General features: G+C 60.0%; 24 protein-coding genes and 1 pseudogene. 9 read left to right on the top strand and 16 right to left on the bottom strand.

What is annotated here, in order from left to right:
• Positions 1–225 (top strand): annotated as a pseudogene (locus PH605_RS19965) (IS4 family transposase); the annotation flags it as partial.
• Positions 226–315: 90 nt separating this feature from the next.
• On the opposite strand, the gene lipA reads toward PH605_RS19965, so the two are convergent.
• The 16 genes from lipA to PH605_RS19885 all read right to left on the bottom strand — a co-directional run bounded on the left by lipA (position 316) and on the right by PH605_RS19885 (position 15,893).
• Positions 316–1,287 carry a lipoyl synthase gene (gene lipA, locus PH605_RS19960; RefSeq protein WP_078053954.1) on the bottom strand — a complete coding sequence of 324 codons (972 nt, stop codon included), beginning with the start codon at positions 1,285–1,287 and terminating at the stop codon, positions 316–318.
• Positions 1,288–1,390: 103 nt separating this feature from the next.
• On the bottom strand, positions 1,391–1,639 hold the full coding sequence (locus PH605_RS19955) for a GlsB/YeaQ/YmgE family stress response membrane protein (RefSeq protein WP_042619429.1): 249 nt from the start codon (positions 1,637–1,639) through the stop codon (positions 1,391–1,393).
• Positions 1,640–1,738: 99 nt separating this feature from the next.
• Positions 1,739–3,184 (bottom strand): dihydrolipoyl dehydrogenase, encoded by a 1,446-nt coding sequence (gene lpdA, locus PH605_RS19950; protein ID WP_003502607.1) that lies wholly within the window; start codon positions 3,182–3,184, stop codon positions 1,739–1,741.
• 57 nt (positions 3,185–3,241) lie between these two features.
• On the bottom strand, positions 3,242–3,886 hold the full coding sequence (locus PH605_RS19945) for an SGNH/GDSL hydrolase family protein (RefSeq protein ID WP_142845823.1): 645 nt from the start codon (positions 3,884–3,886) through the stop codon (positions 3,242–3,244).
• A gap of 12 nt (positions 3,887–3,898) precedes the next feature.
• Positions 3,899–5,257, bottom strand: coding sequence for a pyruvate dehydrogenase complex dihydrolipoamide acetyltransferase (locus tag PH605_RS19940; protein WP_142845822.1), 1,359 nt, complete (start codon positions 5,255–5,257; stop codon positions 3,899–3,901).
• 14 nt (positions 5,258–5,271) lie between these two features.
• Positions 5,272–6,693, bottom strand: a complete 1,422-nt coding sequence (locus PH605_RS19935; RefSeq protein WP_142845821.1) for a pyruvate dehydrogenase complex E1 component subunit beta — start codon at positions 6,691–6,693, stop codon at positions 5,272–5,274.
• Between the two features lie 17 nt (positions 6,694–6,710).
• Complete coding sequence (pdhA, locus tag PH605_RS19930) at positions 6,711–7,754, bottom strand: pyruvate dehydrogenase (acetyl-transferring) E1 component subunit alpha (protein WP_065653902.1); 1,044 nt, start codon at positions 7,752–7,754, stop codon at positions 6,711–6,713.
• A 153-nt stretch (positions 7,755–7,907) separates the two neighbouring features.
• Positions 7,908–8,225, bottom strand: coding sequence for an FtsB family cell division protein (locus PH605_RS19925; protein WP_003502598.1), 318 nt, complete (start codon positions 8,223–8,225; stop codon positions 7,908–7,910).
• A 339-nt stretch (positions 8,226–8,564) separates the two neighbouring features.
• Positions 8,565–9,839, bottom strand: a complete 1,275-nt coding sequence (eno, locus tag PH605_RS19920; protein ID WP_142845820.1) for a phosphopyruvate hydratase — start codon at positions 9,837–9,839, stop codon at positions 8,565–8,567.
• A gap of 149 nt (positions 9,840–9,988) precedes the next feature.
• Complete coding sequence (gene kdsA / locus PH605_RS19915; protein WP_080856313.1) at positions 9,989–10,834, bottom strand: 3-deoxy-8-phosphooctulonate synthase; 846 nt, start codon at positions 10,832–10,834, stop codon at positions 9,989–9,991.
• Positions 10,834–11,703 carry a VOC family protein gene (locus PH605_RS19910; RefSeq protein WP_142845819.1) on the bottom strand — a complete coding sequence of 290 codons (870 nt, stop codon included), beginning with the start codon at positions 11,701–11,703 and terminating at the stop codon, positions 10,834–10,836. Before PH605_RS19910 ends, kdsA begins: the two co-directional genes overlap by 1 nt.
• Before the next feature lie 104 nt (positions 11,704–11,807).
• Entirely contained in the window at positions 11,808–12,245 is a 438-nt protein-coding gene (gene derI, locus PH605_RS19905) for a D-erythrulose-4-phosphate isomerase (protein WP_142845818.1), read from the bottom strand.
• Between the two features lie 60 nt (positions 12,246–12,305).
• The gene (gene dhaL, locus PH605_RS19900) at positions 12,306–12,950 is read right to left on the bottom strand and encodes a dihydroxyacetone kinase subunit DhaL (protein WP_142845817.1); all 645 of its coding nucleotides are present in this window, start codon (positions 12,948–12,950) and stop codon (positions 12,306–12,308) included.
• 11 nt (positions 12,951–12,961) lie between these two features.
• On the bottom strand, positions 12,962–13,954 hold the full coding sequence (locus PH605_RS19895) for a dihydroxyacetone kinase subunit DhaK (protein WP_142845816.1): 993 nt from the start codon (positions 13,952–13,954) through the stop codon (positions 12,962–12,964).
• A 21-nt stretch (positions 13,955–13,975) separates the two neighbouring features.
• Positions 13,976–14,854 (bottom strand): sugar phosphate isomerase/epimerase family protein, encoded by an 879-nt coding sequence (locus PH605_RS19890; protein WP_142845815.1) that lies wholly within the window; start codon positions 14,852–14,854, stop codon positions 13,976–13,978.
• Between the two features lie 151 nt (positions 14,855–15,005).
• The gene (locus PH605_RS19885) at positions 15,006–15,893 is read right to left on the bottom strand and encodes a LysR substrate-binding domain-containing protein (RefSeq protein ID WP_080856307.1); all 888 of its coding nucleotides are present in this window, start codon (positions 15,891–15,893) and stop codon (positions 15,006–15,008) included.
• Positions 15,894–16,062: 169 nt separating this feature from the next.
• On the opposite strand from PH605_RS19885, the gene PH605_RS19880 reads away from it, so the two are divergent.
• The 8 genes from PH605_RS19880 to PH605_RS19845 all read left to right on the top strand — a co-directional run bounded on the left by PH605_RS19880 (position 16,063) and on the right by PH605_RS19845 (position 23,745).
• A complete protein-coding gene (locus PH605_RS19880; protein ID WP_035262426.1) occupies positions 16,063–16,824 on the top strand; it encodes an SDR family NAD(P)-dependent oxidoreductase in 762 nt (253 codons plus the stop codon).
• Between the two features lie 59 nt (positions 16,825–16,883).
• The gene (locus tag PH605_RS19875; RefSeq protein WP_125147001.1) at positions 16,884–17,756 is read left to right on the top strand and encodes a transketolase; all 873 of its coding nucleotides are present in this window, start codon (positions 16,884–16,886) and stop codon (positions 17,754–17,756) included.
• Entirely contained in the window at positions 17,753–18,784 is a 1,032-nt protein-coding gene (locus PH605_RS19870; RefSeq protein WP_142845814.1) for a transketolase family protein, read from the top strand. Before PH605_RS19875 ends, PH605_RS19870 begins: the two co-directional genes overlap by 4 nt.
• Positions 18,785–18,906: 122 nt before the next feature.
• On the top strand, positions 18,907–19,914 hold the full coding sequence (locus tag PH605_RS19865) for a TRAP transporter substrate-binding protein (protein ID WP_142845813.1): 1,008 nt from the start codon (positions 18,907–18,909) through the stop codon (positions 19,912–19,914).
• 120 nt (positions 19,915–20,034) lie between these two features.
• Complete coding sequence (locus PH605_RS19860) at positions 20,035–20,568, top strand: TRAP transporter small permease (RefSeq protein WP_142845812.1); 534 nt, start codon at positions 20,035–20,037, stop codon at positions 20,566–20,568.
• Positions 20,565–21,824, top strand: coding sequence for a TRAP transporter large permease subunit (locus PH605_RS19855; RefSeq protein ID WP_080856302.1), 1,260 nt, complete (start codon positions 20,565–20,567; stop codon positions 21,822–21,824). The genes PH605_RS19860 and PH605_RS19855 overlap by 4 nt, the downstream gene beginning before the upstream one ends.
• Positions 21,825–22,070: 246 nt before the next feature.
• The gene (lexA, locus tag PH605_RS19850) at positions 22,071–22,793 is read left to right on the top strand and encodes a transcriptional repressor LexA (RefSeq protein ID WP_080856301.1); all 723 of its coding nucleotides are present in this window, start codon (positions 22,071–22,073) and stop codon (positions 22,791–22,793) included.
• 274 nt (positions 22,794–23,067) lie between these two features.
• Entirely contained in the window at positions 23,068–23,745 is a 678-nt protein-coding gene (locus PH605_RS19845; protein WP_142845811.1) for a glutathione S-transferase family protein, read from the top strand.

Genomic DNA, 23,745 nt, shown 5'->3' with positions numbered 1-23,745 from the left:
ACGTCAGAAAATGCCGTGCGCATCCAGATCGCTGTCGCCCTGATCGCTTACCTGCTCCTGCGATTGGCGCAGGCTGACCAGAAGACCGTGCCAAGCCCACTCGCCTTCGCCCGGCTGGTACGCGCAAACCTCATGCACCGGCGACGCACCGATCGGCTTCTAAACCCGCCACCAGACAAACCCAGAAACCAAAACCAGATGGCCTTCCAATGGCCGCAAATTTAAACCGGACAGTAGTGGGACAAGCCCGAGCATGACGTGGAAAGAGCGCACATCGCCCGATCCAGCGCCTATATTACTGACCCTTTCCGTTCCTTACTCCGCAGCTGCCAGCAGCTTCTTTTCGCGGGCCGCACGCAGGCGCTCGAAATCGTCTCCGGCATGGTGCGAGGAGCGGGTCAGCGGGCTCGACGACACCATCAGGAAGCCCTTGGTGTAAGCCACCGTCTCATAGGACTTGAACTCTTCCGGCGTCACGAAGGCCTCGACCTTGTGGTGCTTGCGGGTCGGCTGCAGATACTGACCGATGGTCAGGAAGTCCACATCGGCGCTGCGCAGGTCGTCCATCAGCTGCAGCACTTCGTTGCGCTCTTCACCGAGACCGACCATGATGCCCGACTTGGTGAACATGGTGGGATCGAGTTCCTTCACCCGCTGCAAGAGGCGCACGGAGTGGAAATAGCGCGCGCCGGGGCGAACCGTGAGGTAATTGCCCGGAACGGTTTCCATATTGTGGTTGAAGACATCGGGCTTGGCGGCCACGACACGCTCCAGCGCGCCGGGCTTCTTCAGGAAGTCGGGCGTGAGGATTTCGATGGTCGTCGTCGGAGAAGCGGCGCGGATCGCCCAGATCACCTTTTCGAAATGTTCAGCACCGCCATCGGCGAGATCGTCACGGTCAACCGAAGTGATGACGACGTGAGAAAGGCCCATCTGCTTGACGGCCTTGGCGACGTTCTCCGGCTCGTTCATATCCAGCGGATTGGGCTTGCCGGTCGCGACATTGCAGAAGGCGCAGGCGCGGGTGCAGATTTCACCCATGATCATGAAGGTCGCGTGCTTCTTGTCCCAGCACTCGCCGATATTCGGACAGCCGGCTTCCTCGCACACCGTCACCAGCTTGTGCGAACGCACCAGTTCACGCGTCTCGTGATAGCCCTTGGAGGTCGGCGCCTTGACGCGGATCCATTCCGGCTTGCGCATGACCTCGGTATCGGGCTTATGCGCCTTTTCCGGGTGGCGAATGCGCTTTTCGTCGGACGACGTCCTGTCGAGAATAGTGACCATTAAAAACCTGCTTCCATCGCCCCTGGCGACCTAAACATCTGTTGGCCCGATGCTTTAGAACAATTCCAGAAAAAGCGTAAGCCCCTTCCGGCCACGAAGCCTGTCAGCGCCGTACTAGCTTCGCCAGAAACAGCAAAAGGCTGGCGCCGAGGAACGAGGTGACGAAATAGCCGAGCCTGCTGTCCTGCACGAAAACATCGAAGGTTCGCAGCACGGCGACAGCGACCACCGAACCGACAATGCCAAGGACGATGTTCATGAAAATGCCGAAGCGCATATCCATGAGCTTGCCCGCAAGCCAGCCGGCGAGACCGCCGATGATGATTGCTGCAATCCAGCCTACACTTTCCATTCCCACGCTCCCTGAAAGAACCAGCCCCTTTTAAGGAGCCTGCATCGAGACATATGGGACACCCGGCATGGTTAGACAATGCCGGGTATCACGGAGCACTTATGCGTTCAGCACACGCCCATAGGCGTCAAGCACGCTTTCTTTCATCGATTCCGAAATGGTCGGATGCGGGAAGATCGTGTGCATCAGGTCTTCTTCAGTGGTCTCGAGGTTCATCGCAACAACGAAGCCCTGAATGAGTTCGGTCACTTCCGCACCGACCATATGCGCGCCGAGCAGCTCACCCGTTTTCTTGTCGAAGATGGTCTTGACCATGCCCTGGTCTTCGCCGAGCGCAACCGCCTTGCCGTTTGCCGCAAAGGAGAAGCGGCCAACGCGGATGTCGCGACCCTGCTCCTTGGCCTTGGCTTCGGTCAGGCCCACCGAGGCGACCTGCGGATTGCAATAGGTGCAGCCCGGAATCTTGAGCTTGTCCATCGGATGCACATTCGGCAGACCGGCGATCTTTTCGACGCAGATGACAGCTTCGTGCTCGGCCTTGTGGGCGAGCAGCGGCGGGCCGGCGACGTCGCCGATGGCGTAGATGCCGGGAACGTTGGTCTTGCCGTAACCGTCGATAACGATAAAGCCGCGATCGGTCTTCACACCGGCAGCCTCAAGGCCGATGCCTTCGATGTTGGCAACGACGCCGACGGCGGAGATCATGCGGTCGGCGGTGATCTTCTCGGAAGAACCGTCCTTCTTCTCAAGCGTCGCGGTGATGGAGTTCGCGCCCTTCTCCACCTTGGAAACCTTGGTCTCCAGATGAATTTTCATGCCCTGCTTTTCGAGCTGCTTCTTGGCGAAGGTGGAGATTTCCGCATCCTCGACCGGCATGACCTGGCTCATGATCTCGACGACGGTGACGTCGACGCCCATGGTGCGGTAGAAGCTGGCGAATTCGATGCCGATGGCGCCCGAGCCCATAACGAGCAGGGACTTCGGCAGTTCTTCCGGCTTCATTGCCTCGAAATAGGTCCAGATCAGCTTGCCATCGGGCTCAATGCCGGGCAGCGCGCGCGGGCGGGCGCCTGTGGCGACGATGATGTGCTTGGCTGTGTAAGTGCCCTCGCCCAGCGTGTTCTTCGGCACGGGACCTTGCGGCTGAACCACCGGCTTGGTGGACTTGCCGACCACGATCTCACCCGGCTTGGTGATCTTTGCTTCACCCCAGATGATGTCGACCTTGTTCTTTTTGAACAGGAAACCGACGCCATTGTTCATGCGCGCTGCAATGCCGCGCGAGCGCGCCACGATTGCCTTGACGTCAGGCTTGATCGAGCCTTCCAGCGTCAGGCCGTAATCCTTCGCATGGGTGGCGGTGTGCATGACATCGGCGGTGCGCAGCAGCGCCTTGGTGGGAATGCAGCCCCAGTTGGAGCAGATGCCGGCCAGATGCTCACGCTCCACGACGGCAACCTTCATGCCGAGTTGGGCTGCGCGGATCGCGGCTATGTAACCGCCCGGTCCCGAACCGATGATGATGACGTCATATGATTGAGCCATTGGAAATCCTGCCTTGTCCTATCGGGTCGCGAGCAGCGCCACGACCGGGAATTGTTCTTAAAGTCCGAGCATCATGCGGACGACGGGCTCCAGCCCTCGCCCGATGGCCCGCGTATTTTCAGCATCGAGATGGACGCCATCCACCGGCGTCGTTCGGGCAACGGAGCCCGCATCAAAAAAGCCGCAATCGAGCTCGTCGGCCAGATCCCGATAAACGGACGCCAGCATTGCCGATTCATCGATCGCATCACGAAAGATCGCGCCCATGAAAGGATTTGCCGTCTCGCAAAGCTGCGGCGGAGCGACGATCAGCACATCGGGCGCTTCCCAGTCCGGCACCTGCCAGATGTGGTTGCGCGTGAGCTTCACCAGCCGCTCGACGCCCTTCATGGCAACAATCGCCGACCCATGGATCGCCGGTTTCATGTCGTTGGTGCCAAGCATGATAATCACCAGATCAAGAGGCGCATGGCTGTGCAACAACGTCGGAAGAATCCGCGCACCGTTGCGGTCGCAATCCGCGGTATTGTCGTCATAGGCGGTGGTGCGACCGCCAAGACCTTCGTGGATGACATGCACGTCAGGGCCAAGCGCCTTTTGCAAGACGCTCGGCCAGAGATCGTCATGGCTATGCCGGCCACCCGTTTCCGCGTTCGATCCCCATGTCAGGGAATCGCCAAAGCAGAGGACCGACTTCACCATGTCACTCTCCGATCAAACCAGCATGCCCATCGGGTTTTCGATGTAGCGCTTGAAGGCGCCGATCAGTTCGGCTCCGAGCGCGCCATCGACGCAACGATGGTCGGTGGAGAGCGTGACGGTCATGACGTTAGCGATCTTGATCTCGCCGTTCTTGACGACCGCGCGTTCTTCACCCGCGCCGACTGCCAGAATGGTGGCATGCGGCGGGTTGATGACGGCGGAGAAGCTCTTGACGCCCATCATGCCCATGTTGGACACGGCGGTCGTGCCGCCCTGATATTCCTCGGGCTTCAGCTTGCGCTCCTTGGCGCGCTTGCCGTAGTCCTTCATCTCGTTGGAGATGGTGGAGAGCGACTTCTCTTCCGCCTTGCGGATGATCGGCGTGATCAGGCCACCCGGAATGGAAACGGCAACGCCGACATCCGAATGCTTGTGCTTGACCATGGCGCTTTCCGTCCAGGAGACGTTGGCGTCAGGCACGTCACGAAGCGCCAGCGCCAGCGCCTTGATGACCATATCGTTGACCGACAGCTTGTAGGCTGGCTTGCCGTCCTTTTCAGGGGCAGCGGCGTTAAGCTGGGCACGCAGCGCCAGAAGCGTATCCAGTTCGCAATCGACAGAAACGTAGAAATGCGGAACGGTCTGCTTTGATTCAACCAGACGCTTGGCAATCACCTTGCGCATGCCGTCATGCGGCACGAGCTCGTAAGAACCCTGTTCGAACAGCTTGAGAACGGCTTCGTCCGACTGGCCCTTAGCGAGGGCCGGAGCCGGTGCGCCTGCGGATGCGGCAGCAGCTGGTGCGGCCTTCGCACCGCCGGAAGCGGCAGCCTTTTCCACGTCGGTCTTGACGATACGGCCATGCGGGCCGGAACCGGAGACGGCCGTGAGGTCGAGACCGGCTTCCTTGGCGAGACGACGTGCCAACGGCGAAGCGAAGATGCGCTCGCCGGACTTTGCGACCGGAGCCGGCGTGGACGATGCGACAGCCTGATCGGCCACGGGCTTTTCAGCATTGGCCGGGGCAGGTTCTTCCTTCGGCGCTTCAGCCTTTGCAGCTTCCTGCTTCGGAGCCTCGGCCTTCGCGGGAGCGGCAGCGCCGCCCTTTGCCGCCTCGGCAACATCCTCGCCATCGGCGGCGAGGATTGCAATGAGGGCGTTGACCTTGACGGCTTCCGTGCCGGCCGGAACGACCAGCTTGGCAACGGTGCCTTCGTCGACGGCTTCCACTTCCATGGTCGCCTTGTCGGTCTCGATCTCGGCGATCACGTCACCGGGAGCGACCTTGTCGCCTTCCTTGACCAGCCACTTGGCCAGATTGCCCTCTTCCATCGTAGGAGAAAGGGCAGGCATGGTGATGTTTATCGGCATCGAAACGCCTCCCCTTACTTGTAGCAGACGGTTTTGACGGCCTGAACGACTTCATCGACGTTGGGCAGAGCCAGCTTTTCGAGGTTTGCCGCGTAAGGCATCGGAACGTCCTTGCCGGCAATCGTCAGGATTGGCGCATCGAGATAGTCGAAAGCGGCGCGCATCACCTGGTTGGCGATGAAGTCACCGACCGATGACTGCGGGAAACCTTCCTCGACGGTGACCAGACGACCGGTCTTCTTGACCGATTCGATGACGGTGGGCAGATCCATCGGACGGATGGTGCGCAGGTCGATCAGTTCGACATCGATGCCGAGCTTTTCGAGTTCCGCAACGGCCTTGATGGCATAGGTCATGCCAATGCCGAAGGAAACGATGGTCGCATCCTTGCCCTTGCGGTGAATGCGCGCCTTGCCGATAGGCAGCACGAAATCATCGAGCTTCGGCACTTCGAAGCTCTGGCCGTAGAGAATTTCATTCTCGAGGAAGATGACCGGGTTCGGATCGCGGATAGCCGCCTTCAGCAGACCCTTGGCGTCGGCTGCCGTGTAAGGCATGACCACCTTGAGGCCCGGAATATGGCTGTACCATGCGGCGTAACATTGCGAATGCTGTGCGCCGACGCGGGCAGCGGCACCCGAGGGGCCACGGAACACCATCGGCGCGCCCATCTGGCCACCCGACATGTAAAGCGTCTTCGCCGCCGAGTTGACGATCTGGTCGATCGCCTGCATGGCAAAGTTGAAGGTCATGAATTCGACGATAGGCCGCAGGCCCGTCATCGCCGCACCGACGCCGATACCGGCAAAGCCATGCTCGGTGATCGGGGTGTCGATAACGCGACGCTCGCCGAATTCCTGCAGCAACCCTTGAGTGATCTTGTAGGCGCCCTGATATTCGGCGACTTCTTCACCCATGACGAAGACTTTTTCGTCGGCGCGCATTTCTTCGGCCATGGCGTCGCGCAGCGCTTCACGCACCGTCGTCATCACCATTTCCGTGCCTGCCGGAATATCCGGATCGGCTGCGGCTTCGATCTTCGGTGCTGCCGGAACCTTGGCGGCTTCCTTGGCAGCGCTCGGCTCCTCGGTCGCTTCGCGGGTCTTGCCGCCGGCCGCATCCGAATCGGAATTTGCGGCTTCGGCCTTCGGCTCTTCTTTCTTCGCGGAGGAAGAAATGTCGTCGGCGCTTTCGCCGTCCTGAAGGAGAACGGCGATTGCCGTGTTGACCTTGACGCCTTCGGTGCCAGCCTCGATCAGCAGCTTGCCGATGACGCCTTCATCCACAGCTTCCACTTCCATGGTCGCCTTGTCGGTCTCGATCTCGGCGATCACGTCACCGGATGTAACCTTGTCGCCTTCCTTTTTAAGCCATTTGGAAAGCGTGCCTTCCTCCATGGTCGGAGAAAGGGCGGGCATAAGAATTTCTACTGGCATTGGTTTCCCTTTCCCGATCAGAGCAGAATGTCGGTGTAAAGCTCGGATACATCCGGCTCTGGGTCGTTCTGGGCGAAGTCGGCGCTATCGGCAACGATATCACGGACATCCTTGTCGATGGCCTTGAGTTCGTCTTCGCTTGCCCAGCCCTGCTCCAGAAGCCGTGCCTTGACCTGCTCGATCGGGTCATGTTCGGAGCGCATCTTCTGCACTTCATCCTTGGAACGGTATTTCGCCGGGTCGGACATGGAGTGACCACGGTAACGGTAGGTCAGCATTTCCAGAATGATCGGACCCTTGCCGGAGCGGCAATGTTCCAGTGCCTGGTCGGCTGCGGCCTTGACGGCGCGCACATCCATGCCATCCACCTGAACGCCGGGAATTCCGAAGGACTGGCCACGCAGCGAATAGTTCGACTGGGCCGTGGCGCGGGCGGTCGAGGTGCCCATGGCGTAACGGTTGTTTTCAACGATATAGATGATCGGCAGTTTCCAGAGAGCAGCCATGTTGAAGCTCTCATAGACCTGGCCCTGGTTGGCCGCGCCATCGCCGAAATAGGTCACGGAGACATTGTCGTTGCCGCGATATTTGTTGGCGAAAGCAAGACCGGTTCCAAGCGAAACCTGAGCGCCGACGATGCCGTGGCCGCCATAGAAATGCTTCTCCTTGGAGAACATGTGCATGGAGCCGCCCTTGCCTTTCGACAGACCGCCGCGGCGGCCGGTCAATTCGGCCATGACGCCACGCGCGCTCATGCCCAGAGCCAGCATGTGGCCATGGTCGCGATAGGCGGTGATGACCTGATCGCCTTCCTTCTGCGACATCTGCATGCCGACAACAACGGCTTCCTGACCGATGTAGAGGTGACAGAAACCACCGATAAAGCCCATACCGTAGAGCTGGCCGGCCTTTTCCTCGAAGCGGCGGATGAGCAGCATTTCACGGTAAGCGTGAAGTTCGTCTTCCTTGGAGAAGTCGGGGCTGTTCTTGCCGGTGAATTCGGTTGCAGCCTTTGCCGTGGTCTTGCGGCCGGATACGGTCGCTGATTTTCGCGGCGCCATTCATCCCTCCCTGAGTTGCCATTTGAATGGATAGAGTGGCGCGTACCATATGCAAGAAAATGCCATGCAGCAATGCTTTAAACGCATGGCACATATTCACGCTAAGATGCTGTGAATAAATCAGAAATGTTAAATTAACTTGATTCAGGTTAATCAGAAATATGTGTTCATGATGACGATTTCGTCCGTGCGGGACATATTCAGCTGGTAACGGGAAATCTCGTCGATCATGTCCCGCTCCAGCGAGCCATCGCTCATCAATTCCACCTGCCGCTCCAGCGCCACACGCGCCTGCGTCAGCTTTGCAAGCTCCGCAGTGCGGGTGATACGCTGCCGCTCCAGCCGCTCCGTCGCCTGCAGGCCGAAGTCGCCATGGATGGAATGATAGCCGAAATAGGAAAGAAAAGCGATCGTGATGGCCGGAACGATCAAACGGCCGAATCGTCTCTTTTTATGATGTCTGGTCCACATGCCGGAGAGAAGCCTTAAAACGCATAACGTGAGTTTCGAGACTAAGGCGGATTGTTTAACTATCCGTTGACCTTAACGGGCGATTGGCAAATGGGCATTAAAAAGCCCGCCGAAAGGCGGGCTGGATTGGCAAAGACGCTAAAAGAACGCTCGTCATGCCGGACTTGATCCGGCATCCAGCCACAGCGCGTCTGCGCTGTGAGAAGAGTCTTTCGCGATCAAGGACTTGATCGCGCTGGACCCCGGATCAAGTCCGGGGTGACGGAGTGCGGACCATACCACTCGCCGCTTAAACGAACCCGCCAGGCAACGGGCCACATCAAGAAACCCGAACGCGAATTAACCGCGCAGGATCGAACGGCCGGCGTAGGCAGCCTGCGGGCCCAGCATTTCCTCGATGCGGATCAGCTGGTTATACTTTGCGAGCCGGTCGGAACGGGCAAGCGAGCCGGTCTTGATCTGACCGCAGTTCGTCGCAACAGCGAGATCGGCGATGGTGGAATCTTCGGTTTCGCCAGAACGGTGAGACATGACGGCGGTGTAACCGGCCTTGTGCGCCGTCTCGACCGCATCCAGCGTCTCGGAGAGCGAACCGATCTGGTTGACCTTGACGAGGATGGAGTTTGCAACGCCCATCTTGATGCCGTCGCGAAGACGCGCGGAGTTGGTGACGAAGAGATCGTCGCCGACCAGCTGGCACTTGTTGCCGATGAGATCGGTCAGCGTCTTCCAGCCTTCCCAGTCGTCTTCGGCCATGCCGTCTTCGATGGAAATGATCGGGTACTTGGCAACGAGTTCGGCCAGATATTCCGCCATTGCGCCCGGCTCCAGCGTGCGGCCTTCGCCTTCGAGAACGTATTTTCCGTCCTTGAAGAATTCGGTCGAGGCACAGTCGAGACCGACGAACATGTCGTCGCCCGGGCGGTAGCCGGCCTTTTCAATCGACTTCATGATGAAATCGAGCGCGGCCGGTGCGCTTTCGAGACCCGGTGCGAAACCGCCCTCGTCGCCGACATTGGTGTTGTGACCCTGTGCCGCCAGTTCTTTCTTCAGCGTATGGAACACTTCAGAACCCATGCGCACGGCTTCGCGGATGTTTTCCGCGCCGACCGGCAGGATCATGAATTCCTGGAAGTCGATGGGGTTATCGGCATGCGCGCCGCCATTGATGATGTTCATCATCGGAACCGGCAGCAGATGTGCGTTCGGGCCGCCGACATAACGGTAAAGCGGCAGGCCGGAAGCTTCGGCGGCAGCCTTGGCGACAGCGAGCGATACGCCAAGAATGGCGTTGGCGCCGATGCGCGACTTGTTCGGCGTGCCGTCGAGCACGATCATCGTCTGGTCGATCTGGATCTGGTTTTCGGCGTCGAAACCGCCGATGGCGTCGAAGATTTCCGTATTGACGGCTTCGACCGCCTTTTCCACGCCCTTGCCGAGATAACGCTTGCCGCCATCGCGCAGCTCAACCGCCTCATGCGCGCCGGTGGAGGCGCCCGAAGGAACGGCGGCACGGCCCATGGAGCCGTCTTCGAGGTAAACATCGACTTCAACGGTCGGGTTGCCGCGGCTGTCGAGGATTTCGCGCGCGATGATATCGGTAATGGCAGTCATGGTCTCTCCCTTGGGAATGGAACAGATATTTTCCGTCGCCTGTCTTAGACGATGGCGAAGAAATTACAATGACGACGGGCGGCAGAAACGGCCCGCCCGCCATTAAAATCGATTGGCACAGACTGTGCCCGCCGTAACGCCTCCGCCCCTCAGGCCTTGGTAATGGCGTCGAAAGCAAGCAGCTTTTCGAGCAGTTTCGGCATGTCCTTCAGATGAACCATGTTGGGGCCGTCGGACGGCGCATTGTCCGGGTCCTCATGGGTTTCGATGAAGAGCCCGGCGACACCGACAGCAACCGCCGCCCGCGCGAGCGTCTCGACGAATTCGCGCTGGCCGCCCGTGGAGCCGCCCTGCCCGCCCGGCTGCTGAACCGAATGCGTGGCGTCAAAGACAACAGGCGCGCCGAGCGAAGCCATGATCGGCAGCGAGCGCATGTCGGAAACAAGCGTGTTGTAACCGAAGGAGGCGCCGCGCTCGCACAAAAGCACATTCGGATTGCCGCTCTCATTCAGCTTGGCCAGCACGTTCTTCATGTCCCAGGGGGCGAGGAACTGGCCCTTCTTGACGTTGATAACGCGGCCGGTTTTCGCGGCGGCGACGAGAAGATCGGTCTGGCGGCTGAGAAAGGCCGGGATTTGCAGCACATCCACCACTTCGGACACGATGGCGCATTGTTCTTCGGTGTGAATGTCAGTCAAAACAGGAAAGCCGAATTCCTTCTTGAGATCGGCGAAAACCTGCATAGCGCTGTCAAGGCCGATACCGCGCTTGCCGGAAAGCGACGTACGGTTCGCCTTGTCGAAGGACGACTTATAAACGAGCCCGATCCCCAGCTTGTCGCAAAGCTCCTTCAGGACACCGGCGATCATGAAAGCATGTTCCCGGCTTTCCATCTGGCAGGGGCCGGCAATCAGGGAAAATCGCTCGCTATTGGAAAAGGAAACCGAATTGGCGCCGTCGCCGGCGGTGACTTTGAGATTGTTCGTAACGCTCATCATTTTTCCTCGAAGGCGAATGCAACGCCCTGACCGGGCGCGGCGGACACCACAAGACGGCCGTCCGCTTCTGCGCTGGAGACGCCATTAGCAGCAAGCACCGCTTCTGTCACGGCAAGATCGTGAACGGAAAAGACGACGCCTGCTCCGTGCAGGCCATTCGGAGAATTGGGCAGGCTTTCGCTGAAGGCCGGTTTTTGGTTCAGCCTGATGTGCGCGTTGCCGGTCGCAAAAATAATATCTCCATCCGGAGACATCTCCTCCTGACAGGCAAATACCGTTTCGATCAGACGGACCGCGTTCGGATCGCCGCCGGAAAACAGAACGATCTCGCTGATGCCGGAAGCACCATTGGCGTGGCGCTCCAGCGCCGCCCGGTCGTTCGGCAAAGCCAGCAATCGCTGGCAGCTGAACAGAAAGAAATCCGAAGCCGCGCCGCTCGCTGCGAATGCCAGCCGGAATGCCGCCTCACTCTGTGAGCCGTCCGGCATCCGCACGGGCCGTGAAAATTCAAAGATATCGCCTGCCGAGAAGCCGGATGCGGAAAACCTGTCATGATCGGCAATGGCGCTTTCGCTTCTTGCCACCAGGGCCGAAAAACCCTCATCGCCATGACGCTGCCGAAAGGCCCGATCCCTGCCGGTGAACACGTCGCCCCTGTTCACCGATTCATTATATTTAGCCGGGTCAGCAATCGCGAGCGGTTCCAGATAGGTGCCGTCCGTGAAGAAAACGCAGGCATTCTGCGTTCCGAAGGGATGGAGAGCCTCCGGCGCGACGGTGAAGCCGAGAAGCTCAAGGCGGTCTTTCGCCACGGCAAGAGCCTGTACCGGCAAAACGAGATGATCGACACTATTTCGGTTCGCCATTTTCGAGCCCCTGTGCTGCGGGTTTGTGCGTGACAAAAGCACAGATGACGCCAGCAATGCAAACGATCAGCTTCGCCGGGCCGGTCTCGTCACGCACCTATGGCTTACCGGCATGCATCGAGACGGTTGATCGCCTCCACGTTTTTCGCCGAAGACCCTTTCGGATCGAAATCCGATGCCAGCCAGGTGTCGACGATAGCTTTCGCCAGTTCCGGGCCGATCACGCGGGCGCCCATGGTAATGATCTGGGCGTTGTTGGATTTCGCCGCCCGTTCGGCGGAATAAGTATCATGGGTCAAGGCGGCGCGGATGCCGGGCACCTTGTTGGCGGAAATGCAGACGCCGATGCCGGTTCCGCAAAACAAGAGGCCGCGATCGAATTCACCGGCGATGATGCTGCCGGCCACGGATTCGGCCAGATCGGCATAAAATCCGTCCTGGCTTCGATCCACGACGGTCAGCCCTTGCCTGCCCGAGAGATGGGCGAGCACCGCATCCAGCAGGGGTTTTCCGGCGCTGTCGGCGCCCGCGACAATTCTCATTTCGGTGTCTCCCGTTATTCGCGTGCGAGCCTCGTCGGCTTCAGCAGACATGTCCTATTTTCAAGATTGCAATCTGGCCTGCGCGCCTTCGGCAAGGCTGCGCAGGATGAGCGCGCAGGAGGTGGCGCCCGCATCGAGAACACCAAGCGAGCGCTCGCCGAGACGGCTGGCGCGGCCGATCTTCGCCACGAGATTGATGGTCGAATCCCTGCCGGTTTCGGCGGCAGCGACAAGCGCTGCGGCAGCATCGTGGAATGACGCGCCCGAGGCGGTGGCGGTGTCGAATGCCGTCACCGCCGGCACCAGCGTATCCAGCAGCGTCTTGTCGCCCACCTTGGCCGAGCCGATGGAACTGACGCCTTCGAGGCCGGCATGCAGCATTCTGCTGAAGGACGGCGCATCGATAACCTCGGCATTTTCGATCTTCTCGGCGAATTCCGTAAACATCACCCCATAAAGAGGCCCCATGGAACCGCCGATTTCCGTCATCAGGATCGTGCCGAGCGTATCGAGCGCCTTGGCAAGCGAGGCGTCCTGCCCTCTCAGCCGGTCTGCCGCCATGCCGAATCCCTTGGCCATGTTCACGCCATGGTCGCCATCGCCGATCTTGCCGTCGATCTCGCTGAGATAGGCGCGGTTTTCGATGATGCTTTCGGCCATGGACAGAACGATGTCGCCGGCCTTGGCGTTCTGAAAAGACTGCATGAATTTTCTCCTCACAGCATAACGGTGCAAAGCGCTTCGGCATCGAGCAGCGGTTTCAGCTCGTCATCCAGCGCCATCACGGTCAAAGTCGCGCCCACCATCTCAAGCGACGTGAAATAGTTGCCGATATAGGTTTTGTGGATTTTCAGGCCACGCGCCGAAATCTCGGATTCTATCGTGTCGTTGAGGATGTAGAGTTCGTTGACCGGCGTCGCGCCAAGGCCGGAGACCAGCACCGCCACCTCGCTGCCGGCCGGCAGGTTGTGATCGTCGAGCACGATCTTGCACATGTCCTTCGCCACATCGGCGGCGGATTTCAGCGTCTCAACGCGAACGCCGGGTTCGCCATGGTGGCCTATGCCCACTTCCATCGTGCCCGGTTCGATCTGAAAGTTCGGATGGCCGACCGCCGGCAGGGTGCAGGGGCCGAGACCGACGCCGATGGAGCGGCAATTGTCGATGGCCTTCTGGGCGGTGGCGCGCACCTCCTCCAGCGAAGCGCCGCTTGCCGCCTTGGCGCCGCCGATCTTCCACATGAAGATTTCGCCAGCGACACCGCGGCGTTTCTCACGCTCCTCGGGGGCAGCGGAACACACATCGTCATTGGCGACGACGGTGGCGATCTCGATGCCGTCTTTGGCGGCGAGTTTTGTCGCCATCTTCACATTCATATTGTCCCCGGCATAATTGCCGTAGAGCACGATCACGCCCCTGCCGCCATTGGCTTCGCGGATCGCGTCGTGAAAGCTCTTGGCCGTGGGTGATGAAAACAATTCGCCAACGGCGACGGCATCCAGCATGTTGCGGCCGGTGTAGCCGATAAAGGCCGGCTCATGGCCGGAGCCGCCACCCGTGACAACACCGACCTTGCCGGCGACCGGCGCACCCCTGGCAACGACGACACGCGGATTGTCCGCAAGGCGCACGATGTCGCGATGGGCTTTGACGAAGCCTTTCACCGTATCCTCGACCACCTCGTCGGGGTTATTCACAAATCTCTGCATTACTCTCCTCCTTTATGCCGTCTACGCGCCAGCCCCTGCCGAGCTTGCGGCTCCGCCCCCGGCCAATCCTCTTTTGACTGCGTCAAGCGAAGCCGTCAGCGCCTGCTCTATTTCCCGAAGTGATGCAGGGCTGATGCGCCTTACCGGCTGGGCATCCGCGCGACGGTGCAGGCGGGCTGGAAACTCGATGCTGATCGGCATCTCCGGCTTTTTGGCAATCTCACCGAGCAGCTTGTGGCAATCGATATCGCCTTCGCCCACCGGCACGAAAAACCAGCCTTCCGGCGTTCGTTTCACGTCCTTGATATGCGCGTGGACCGAGGCAGGCAGCGCCGCCACCGCGTCATCGGCAAAATTTTTGAGTTGCGGACGATGGGACGCGGTATTAGCCGCGTCATAATTCAGCCCCAGCCATGGGGAGCCGAAACGACGCGTGAGCGCGACGCCCTCCGGCGCGATGTTGAAAACGCTCTCGCTGCCATCGCCGGGATTTTCCAGCCCGATCACGATGCCGAAGGCCTCGGCACGGCGCAGAAGCACCTCGATATTGCGCAGGAACCGGTCTTCGCGCTGCCGGGCCGATGCATTGGTGGCGATTACCCTCGCGCCGATTCCCGCTGCAAAAGCCATTCTGCCGGTGAAAATTTCTACGGAATCGTCCAGTCCAAGATCGATATGCGACGACATGGCATGGCAGCCCAGCCCGGCATCATCAAGCGACCGGCGCCATGACGCCATTTCAGCCGGCAGGAACGCGCTTTCATCAAATGGTTCGGTGTAACCGACGATAAAGGCAGGCTCCACATGGCGAAAACCGATCCTGGCGATGCTTTCCAGCATCTCCTCGCGCCCATAGCCGTCATATGGCGCGCCGGACGCCGATATGATGCGATCTTTCATGCGATCCTCCCCTTGAGCCGCAGCCGAAGGGACGATGCCAATCACGCTGCAACCTCATTATTCCGACCGGAAAATGACGGAGAGCTCCGTTCGTGAGCAAGCGGAAAAAATTAACGCGCCAGTGAATTCAATTCACGTAACAACCGCATTCCTATTCAAATGCGGGATCCTGAAGATCTTCGATCAGCCAGTCGGCAAACCGTCTTGCCAGCCTGCGCTGGCTGCCGGATTTGGGATAGGCGAGATAATGGCCGACATAGTGGAGGTCCTGCGTCGCGCCGCTCAGGGGCGCGACCAGCCGCCCGGATTTTATCTCGCGATGGGCAAGCCGTGTCGATTCCAGCGCCACGCCGACGCCATTGGCGGCGGCATCGATCGCCAGGAAACTGCGGTCGAAACTCATGGCCTGAATGGGCGGCTTGCCGAGCCCATTAGCCTCGAACCAGTCCGGCCATTGCAGACGTTTGTTGTCGCTTCGAATAAGCAATTGACGGTTCAAATCGCGGGGTGTCCTGATCTCGTCCGCGAGCGACGGCGAGCACAGCGGCGTGACACGCTCTCTGCCCAGCGGAATGATGATGAGATCGTCTCCCTGCGGTTCGCCATAGATGATATCGGCATCGAATTCACCATCGACGAAACGCACATAGGCGGTGCTGGCCGCCAGCCGCACTTCAATGCCCGGATTGGCGTTTAAAAATTGCGGCAGGCGCGGCGACAATACCTGCGCCGCATAGCTCGGCGCGCAATGCAGGCGCAGAAGATGGGAGCGGTTGGAGGACACCACCTCGATGCCCTGCCGCAACTCCTCGAAGGCGTTCGATGCATGTGCCAGAAGCGTCTGCCCCGCCGCCGTCAGGCGCACGGTTCGCGTGGTGCGCTCGAAAAGCGGTGTACCGAGCACCCTTTCGAGCTTGACGATGGCATGGCTGACGGCGCTCGCCGACAGGTTGAGCTCATCGGCAGCGGCCCGGAAAGAGCCAAGCCGGGCGGCAGATTCGAAGGCGCGGATGGAGGTTAGTGAAATGCCGTTCAACATTCGATTACTGAAGCAGATTCATGAGATGATGTAAACTTCGCGTTTGAAGCGCCCTCTGCCCATCTGCAATATCGAGGCTGCATTCGTCGCAGGACGGGATGCGGCGGCAGGTCGGGAGCACCGCCGTCAAGCGTATGAAGCCGGCCCGCCCGGCTTGGGAGGATTGCTTATGTTGTTGAATGGAAAGACCGCGGTTATTTCAGGCGCCGCCAGCAAACGCGGCATCGGCCGCGCCACGGCGGAACTTTTCGCCCGCCACGGCGCCCGCGTCGCCATCGTGGATCTGGATGAAGCCGGCAGCATCGAAGCTGCGGCCTCGCTTGAAAAAGTGGATGGCGGCGAGCATCTCGGGGTCGGCGGCAATGTGGCGGATCGCGCCTCCTGCGAGGCGGCCGCGCAAAAAGTCATCGCCGCTTTCGGCAAGATCGATATCCTCATCAATAATGCCGGCATTACCCAGCCGGTGAAGACGCTCGACATTACCGGCGCAGACTGGCAGCGCATCGTCGATGTCAACATGACCGGTGTGCTGAATTTCAGCCAGGCCTTCATTCCCAATATGCGCGACAATGGCGGCGGCTCGATTGCCTGCATGTCGTCCGTCTCCGCGCAACGTGGCGGCGGCATTTTCGGCGGGCCGCATTATTCGGCGGCCAAGGCGGGCGTTCTGGGTCTCGCAAAGGCCATGGCGCGTGAATTCGGCCCCGACGGCATTCGCGTCAACTCCGTCACTCCCGGCCTGATCCAGACCGACATTACCGGCGGCAAGCTGACCGACGATATGCGCCGCGACATTCTCAAGGGCATTCCGCTAAACCGTCTCGGCGACGCCATCGATGTCGCCAATATCTATCTCTTCCTCGCCTCGGATCTCTCCTCGTACGTCACCGGCGCGGTTGTCGACGTGAATGGCGGAATGCTCATTCACTGACAAAGCCCTTTCGAAGCCGGAAAATCGGCTTCGATTTTTCTGACCGGGAGGAGGAAACCATGGCTCAGGCGTATTCGGACACAGATGCAACGAAGGAAGCGGCGCTGGCGAATGTATCGCTGGCGGAACGCGCCTGGCGGATCCGGCGCAACGCCCTTTTGATGGGTGAGGTGCAGGGCCAGGGTTATGTAGGCCAGGCGCTCGGCATTGCCGATGTTCTGGCGGTGGCCTGGTTTCACACCATGCGTTACCGGGCGGACGATCCGCATTGGGAAGGCCGCGACCGGTTTCTGCTTTCCATCGGCCATTATGCGATTGCACTTTACGCAGCGCTCATCGAGGCGGGCATCATTCCGGAAGATGAGCTTGAGACCTATGGCTGCGACGGATCGCGCCTGCCCATGTCCGGCATGGCCTCCTATACGCCGGGCATGGAAATCACCGGCGGATCGCTCGGCCATGGGCTTGGCATAGCGGTCGGAATGGCTCTTGGCCTCAAGCGCAAGAATTCCGACCGGTTCATCATCAACCTGATGTCGGATGGCGAGTTGGGCGAAGGTTCCACCTGGGAGGCCGCCATGGGCGCATCCCATCACAGGCTCGGCAATCTCATCAATCTTGTGGATTTCAACAATCAGCAGGCGGACGGCCCTTCCCGCGAGATGCTGTCCTCCGAACCTGTGGACGCCAAATTCGCGGCCTTCGGCTGGCATGTGCAGCGCGTGGACGGCAACGATATCGACAAGGTTCGCGAGGCCTTCGATATCGCAATGTCACTTACCGATGACAGGCCGCGCGCCATCATTTTCGATACCCGGATGGGCCGCGGCGTGCCCTTTCTCGAAAACCGCGAAATCACCCATTTCATTCGCGTGGAAGCGCATGAATGGAAACTGGCGCTCGACGCCCTTGAGGAAGGACGGCCGCAATGAGTACAGCAGCCCCGCAGAAGCGCCTCACCACATCGGCGATGATCGCCTCCATCGCCGCCGAAGGCCAGCCGACACGGCCTGCTCCCTTCGGTCACGCCCTTGTTCAGCTGGCGAAGGAACGGGAGGATATTGTCGGCCTCACTGCCGATCTCGGCAAATATACCGACCTGCATATTTTCGCCAAAGCCTTTCCCGAGCGCTTTTATCAGATGGGCATGGCCGAGCAGCTCCTGATGAGCACTGCGGCCGGTCTGGCGCGCGAAGGTTTCGTGCCCTTTGCGACCACCTATGCGGTCTTCGCCGCCCGCCGCGCTTATGATTTCATCGCCATGGCGATTGCCGAGGAAAACCTGCCGGTGAAGATCGTCTGCGCCCTGCCCGGCCTGACGACGGGCTACGGCCCCAGCCATCAGGCGACCGACGATCTGGCGATTTTTCGCGCGCTGCCGAACATGACGATCATCGACCCGTGCGATGCGACCGACATAGAAGGCGCGGTGCCAGCCATCACGGATTTTAACGGCCCCGTTTATATGCGCCTGCTGCGCGGCCAGGTGCCGGTGGTGCTCGAAGAATATGGCTATCGGTTCGAACTCGGCAAGGCGAAGCTTATCCGCGATGGTGCGCAGGTTCTTTTCATATCGTCCGGCATATTGACGATGCGGGTTCTCGAAGCGGCTGCCCTGCTTGAGAAGGAGGGCGTCGGCTGCGCCGTGTTGCATTCCCCCACCATCAAGCCGCTTGATACCGCCTCGATCTTCGCGGAAGTGGACCGGGCGGATCGTCTGGTCATCGTGGCGGAAAACCACAGCGAAATCGGCGGGCTTGGAGAGGCCGTGGCGATGGCGCTGATGAAAAGCGGCCGGGTGCCGCGCCTGCGGCAGATCGCCCTGCCCGATGCTTTTCTGGATGCAGGCGCGCTGCCCACCCTGCATGACCGCTACGGCATCTCCACGGCGATGATCGTGGCGCGCGCAAGGGCGTGGCTGGAGAATGAAAATTTTGAAGTACCGCACGGTTCGGTCTAAAGGCTGAAGCTCAGACATGGTGCGGAATCAGCCCGGGGGGAGCCGGCGGTTTCAAGGGAGTGGAGCGCGTTATCCGCGTGGTCGGACAACGCCGAGAGTGTTTAAATCCAGGGAGGAGAAAAATGAGTATTTCCATCAACAGGCGTATGTTCCTGACCGGTACCGGACTGGCGCTGGCTGCGCCGGCCGTTCTGACGACGGCCCGCAACGCCCGGGCCGCCACGACGCTGACGCTCGGCCATGGGGCTGCGCCGGGCAATCCGCGCACGCTGGCGGCCGCGAAATTCGCGGAACTCGTTGCCCAGAAAACCGAAGGCCGCGTGGCGATCAATGTCGCCGGTTCGGAAACGCTTGGCAGCGACGCCGCCATGCTGACCAGCCTGCGCACCGGGGCGCTGGATTTCACCGCCAACAGCCAGGGTCCGGTTTCGAGCGTTGTTCCTGAACTTGCGGCGCTCGGCCTGCCCTTCCTGTTCAGCAACGCCGATCAGGCGATCAAGGTACTCGAGGGCGATGTCGGCGCATCGCTCGATGCGCGTTTCCAGAAGGTCGGCATCGTGCCGCTCGACTGGTGGGACAACGGCATCCGCCATGTCTCCAACTCCAAACACGCCATCACCAAGCCGCAGGACGTCGCGGGCCTGAAAATCCGCACGCCGGCCGACCCGATGACCATGGATATTTTCAAGGCGCTGGATGCGGCGACGGTTCAGATCGCGTTTGGCGAACTCTACATCGCGCTTCAGCAGGGCGTCGTTGACGGGCAGGAAAATCCGCTCGTGAATATCGAAAGCTCCAAGCTTTACGAGGTCAACAAACATATCAGCCTCACCGCCCATAAATGGGAGTCCACCCCGTTCCTGATGTCCAAATTCGCCGAGGGGCGGCTGGGCAAGGATTTTGAGGCGGTCAAGGCGGCTGCGAAGGAGGCAGGCGCGCTTCAGCGCAAACTCTCGGCGGAAAAGGCAAGCGCGTCTCTGGCTGCCTTCAAGGCCAATGCCGCCATCGAGGTGGTGGAAGACATCGACCACGCGGCTTTCGCGAAAGCGACCGCGCAGGTGCTGGAGACATGGAAGCAGAAGCCCTTCGGCGATTTCGTCGCCGAGCTGGAAAAGGCTGCCAAGGGCTGATGATCAGGACGCCGGGTCGGTTCATGCCCCCCGGCCTCGCCTTCATGTCCACCGACAGGATCGGCGGGAGCCTCGCTCACGCCGACATTCATACGGTTTCAGTTTTCAGGAGATGCGCCAATGCTCGAAGGAGCCTTGTCCGCCGCCAATCGCGTTGACAGTTTCATCGCCATCCTCTGCCGCATCATCATCGTGGCAACCGGCATTCTGCTCACGGTCATCATGACGGCAAACGTCATCGTCCGCTATCTATCGACTTCCGGCGGGTTGGACTTTGCGGAAGAACTGCCAACCATGCTGTTTCCATGGTTCATCGTCGCCGGCATTACCCTTGCCGCGCAGAGCGGCGCGCATATGGCGGTTGAATGGATCTATGACAAGTTCGACGAACGCGGCAAGGTGGCGGTTCTGCTGTTCGCCAATCTCGTGACGGTCGCAAGTTTCGTCATTCTCGCGCAGCAGGCGCTTGTCGTCGCCGAGATCGCCGGCGCGGAAATCAGCCCTGTGCTGCAATTGCCCAATAGCATCGGATATTATTCCATCGCCTTCGGCGCGGCACTGGTCTCGGTCACGACCGCAACGGCAAGCCTGCGCATTCTCTCCAGCGGCTGGCATGCCCGCCCGCACGGTGCAACCGAGGAGATGCCGCTATGACCATCGTGATGATCATTGCATTTTGTATTCTCATGATGATTGCGGTTCCGGTCGGTTATGCGCTGATCATCTCTGCCGGCGTCGCCGTGCTGTGGAACGGTTATGTGCCGCTTTCGATCGTGGCGCAGCAGGTGTACGACCAGACGCAGTCTTTCCCGATGCTGGCGCTGCCGTTCTTCATGCTCGCGGGCACGCTGATGCTCGGCGGCAAACTCGGAACCCAGCTTCTGGAACTCGCCTCCAAGGCCATGCAGCGCTGGCGCGGCGGCCCGCTTTCCACCACCGTCATTTCGTCGGTCGTGTTCGGTGGCGTGTCCGGCTCCGCGGTCGCCAATGCGAGCGCACTCGGTTCGGTGCTCATTCCATGGCAAAAGCGCCAGGGTTACCCCGCTCCCCTCTGCGCGGCCAACAATGCCACTTCAGCGGTCATCGACGTACTCATTCCGCCGTCGATCCCGATGATCCTCTATTCATTGGTCAGCGGTGTCAGCATCGCCAATCTGTTCATCGCGGGCATTCTGCCGGGCCTGCTTATGGCCGCCGGTTTCATCTTCGTCTGCTGGGCCATTGCCGTGCGGCGTGGTTATGCGGTGCGTGACGAAAGCACCCGCAAGCGCGATCTGGCGCTACTTGCGTTCCGCAGCCTGCCGGCGATCCTCCTGCCGATCCTGATCATCCTCGGCCTCCGCTTCGGCTTTGCAACGCCAACCGAAGTGGCCGTTCTTTCCGTCGTCTATTCGCTCGTGCTCAGCATCTTCTTTTATCGCGATCTGACGTGGAAGCGTTTCTGCGACAATTTCGTCGAAGCTGGTTCCGCAACCGGCGTCGTCATGCTGGTCATCATGGGCAGTGCGGCGGTGGGCTGGGTGCTGACCTTCGATCAGGCGCCCCAGCATTTCGCCACCTGGGTGGCCGAGAATATCTCCAACCCGATCCTGATCATTCTCATGATGAACATCCTGATGCTGATCATCGGCATGCCGCTCGATCTGCCGCCGTCGATCCTGCTGCTCGGACCGATCTTCGTGCCGCTTGCGGATATGATCGGGCTCGACCGGGTGCAGCTCGGCATGATGATGGTCATCAATCTCGGTATCGGGCTCTATACGCCACCGATCGGCACCACGCTCTTCATCTCGTCCTCCATAGCCAGAGCGCCGCTCGGCGCGACGACGAGGGAATTGTGGCCGTTCTTCACCATGGCGATGCTGCTCCTCATCGCGGTCAGCTTCATTCCTGCGCTCACGATCTACTGATATAAGAGCCGTAGCAAACGGCAGCCAGAAACCACCGGCCGGGTCTCTCCGATCGGTGGTTCCTGGTATTCAAGATGCGGCACACATCGTTAGATCTGCTTTGTTGATAGTTTCGACGATCAAATCACGATCTGCGATGCACCCTTCACGAAATTTTAGGGGATTGCGGAACACATATGGAACATATAGTGTTCGTTCTGTATTTGTTTCGCGACTTCAACGACGATTCTCAAGGGTGTTTTCCTCATGCTCACGCGCAAACAGCAGGAATTGCTTCTCTTCATTCATGAAAGAATGAAAGAGTCCGGCGTGCCGCCCTCCTTCGATGAAATGAAGGACGCACTCGATCTTGCATCCAAATCCGGCATCCACCGGCTGATCACCGCACTCGAGGAGCGCGGCTTCATTCGCCGGCTACCTAACAGGGCGCGGGCGCTGGAAGTGATCAAATTGCCTGAGGCCTATGCGCCGGGTGCAAGGCCGCAGCGCGGCTTCTCGCCGAGCGTCATCGAAGGCAGCCTTGGCAAACCGAAGACGCCGGAGCCGGCCCCTGCCCCCAAGGCGCCCACCAATGATTTCGCCGGCGCCGCCACCGTGCCGGTCATGGGCCGCATCGCCGCCGGTGTGCCGATTTCCGCCATCCAGAACAACACCCATGATGTGGCCGTCCCGGTCGACATGCTCGGCTCGGGCGAACATTACGCTCTTGAGGTCAAGGGCGACTCGATGATCGAAGCCGGCATTTTTGATGGCGATACCGTCATCATCCGCAACGGCAACACGGCCAATCCGGGCGATATCGTCGTAGCACTGGTGGATGATGAAGAAGCGACCCTGAAGCGTTTCCGCCGCAAGGGAGCCTCCATCGCTCTCGAAGCCGCCAACCCCGCCTATGAGACCCGCATCTTCGGACCGGACCGGGTGAAAATCCAGGGCAAGCTCGTGGGGCTGATCCGCCGTTACCATTAATTGGCAGCCCGCCTTTTTTCGCCAGGGGCGTCATCGAGAAGATGACGCTCCCTTTGAGGCATCTTGGCTTGTTCCCTGGAACAATGCGGCCCTGCGGAAGTAAAGAGAGGGGGTGTTTCGCCCTCATCTCCGGGCGGTGACGTGGACATGCCTCCTTCTCCCTTCCCTCACCTTCCCATTCATCAACGCGGCTTATGGGAGCCATGGATTATTTGCAATATTCCAAAGGCCATCCGCCGGTATAGAAATGCGCGTCATATCGGGGAAACACATCATGTACGATCTTTATATCGCCAACAAGAATTACTCCTCATGGTCGCTGCGGCCCTGGGTGTTGATGCGCACGCTCGGCATCGCCTTCGATGAAAAACTCGTTCCCTTCGGAGAAGGCGTTTCCTTCTCCACCTTCTCGCCGACGGGCAAGGTGCCCTGCCTTGTCGATGAGGGCGTGACGGTTTGGGAATCGCTGTCGATCGCCGAGTATCTGGCGGAAAGACACCAGGGCGTCTGGGCGAGCGACAAGCAGGCACGGGCCTGGTCACGTTCGGCGGCGAGCGAAATGCATGCGGGCTTTTCCTCGCTGCGCAATCTCTACCCGATGTCGGTCGGCATTCGCGTAAAGCCGAAGGGTGGCGATACCGGGCTTGCGGCCGATATAAAGCGCATCGATACGCTGTGGAGCGAAGGCCTCGCGAAATTCGGCGGGCCTTTTCTTGCCGGCCAGAAATTCACGATGGTCGATGCCTTCTTCTGCCCGGTGGCATTTCGTTTCCAGACTTATGGCGCGGAACTTTCGCCCGCGGCGAAAGCCTATTGCGACCGGCTGCTCGCCCTTCCCGCCATGCGCGAATGGTACGAGGCCGGACTGAAGGAAGTCTGGCGCGATGCGGCGCATGAAGAGGAAATTAGCGGGATCGGCGAATTGACCGCGGATCTGCGCATCAAGCCCTGA

The organism is Agrobacterium sp. CFBP 3001 (genome assembly GCF_027871605.1).
Classification (GTDB): domain Bacteria; phylum Pseudomonadota; class Alphaproteobacteria; order Rhizobiales; family Rhizobiaceae; genus Agrobacterium; species Agrobacterium leguminum.
This window is presented reverse-complemented; position numbering and strand designations above follow the sequence as displayed.

Coding starts and splice junctions, on each gene's coding strand:
- PH605_RS19865 (WP_142845813.1), top strand. CDS start 18,907: ATGAGTATTTCCATCAACAGGCGTATGTTCCTGACCGGTACCGGACTG.
- PH605_RS19935 (WP_142845821.1), bottom strand. CDS start 6,693: ATGCCAGTAGAAATTCTTATGCCCGCCCTTTCTCCGACCATGGAGGAA.
- PH605_RS19885 (WP_080856307.1), bottom strand. CDS start 15,893: ATGTTGAACGGCATTTCACTAACCTCCATCCGCGCCTTCGAATCTGCC.
- PH605_RS19910 (WP_142845819.1), bottom strand. CDS start 11,703: ATGGCGAACCGAAATAGTGTCGATCATCTCGTTTTGCCGGTACAGGCT.
- PH605_RS19940 (WP_142845822.1), bottom strand. CDS start 5,257: ATGCCGATAAACATCACCATGCCTGCCCTTTCTCCTACGATGGAAGAG.
- PH605_RS19955 (WP_042619429.1), bottom strand. CDS start 1,639: ATGGAAAGTGTAGGCTGGATTGCAGCAATCATCATCGGCGGTCTCGCC.
- kdsA (WP_080856313.1), bottom strand. CDS start 10,834: ATGAGCGTTACGAACAATCTCAAAGTCACCGCCGGCGACGGCGCCAAT.
- pdhA (WP_065653902.1), bottom strand. CDS start 7,754: ATGGCGCCGCGAAAATCAGCGACCGTATCCGGCCGCAAGACCACGGCA.
- dhaL (WP_142845817.1), bottom strand. CDS start 12,950: ATGCAGTCTTTTCAGAACGCCAAGGCCGGCGACATCGTTCTGTCCATG.
- PH605_RS19845 (WP_142845811.1), top strand. CDS start 23,068: ATGTACGATCTTTATATCGCCAACAAGAATTACTCCTCATGGTCGCTG.
- lipA (WP_078053954.1), bottom strand. CDS start 1,287: ATGGTCACTATTCTCGACAGGACGTCGTCCGACGAAAAGCGCATTCGC.
- derI (WP_142845818.1), bottom strand. CDS start 12,245: ATGAGAATTGTCGCGGGCGCCGACAGCGCCGGAAAACCCCTGCTGGAT.
- lexA (WP_080856301.1), top strand. CDS start 22,071: ATGCTCACGCGCAAACAGCAGGAATTGCTTCTCTTCATTCATGAAAGA.
- PH605_RS19890 (WP_142845815.1), bottom strand. CDS start 14,854: ATGAAAGATCGCATCATATCGGCGTCCGGCGCGCCATATGACGGCTAT.
- PH605_RS19855 (WP_080856302.1), top strand. CDS start 20,565: ATGACCATCGTGATGATCATTGCATTTTGTATTCTCATGATGATTGCG.
- PH605_RS19895 (WP_142845816.1), bottom strand. CDS start 13,954: ATGCAGAGATTTGTGAATAACCCCGACGAGGTGGTCGAGGATACGGTG.
- PH605_RS19860 (WP_142845812.1), top strand. CDS start 20,035: ATGCTCGAAGGAGCCTTGTCCGCCGCCAATCGCGTTGACAGTTTCATC.
- PH605_RS19945 (WP_142845823.1), bottom strand. CDS start 3,886: ATGGTGAAGTCGGTCCTCTGCTTTGGCGATTCCCTGACATGGGGATCG.
- lpdA (WP_003502607.1), bottom strand. CDS start 3,184: ATGGCTCAATCATATGACGTCATCATCATCGGTTCGGGACCGGGCGGT.
- PH605_RS19875 (WP_125147001.1), top strand. CDS start 16,884: ATGGCTCAGGCGTATTCGGACACAGATGCAACGAAGGAAGCGGCGCTG.
- PH605_RS19925 (WP_003502598.1), bottom strand. CDS start 8,225: ATGTGGACCAGACATCATAAAAAGAGACGATTCGGCCGTTTGATCGTT.
- PH605_RS19870 (WP_142845814.1), top strand. CDS start 17,753: ATGAGTACAGCAGCCCCGCAGAAGCGCCTCACCACATCGGCGATGATC.
- PH605_RS19880 (WP_035262426.1), top strand. CDS start 16,063: ATGTTGTTGAATGGAAAGACCGCGGTTATTTCAGGCGCCGCCAGCAAA.
- eno (WP_142845820.1), bottom strand. CDS start 9,839: ATGACTGCCATTACCGATATCATCGCGCGCGAAATCCTCGACAGCCGC.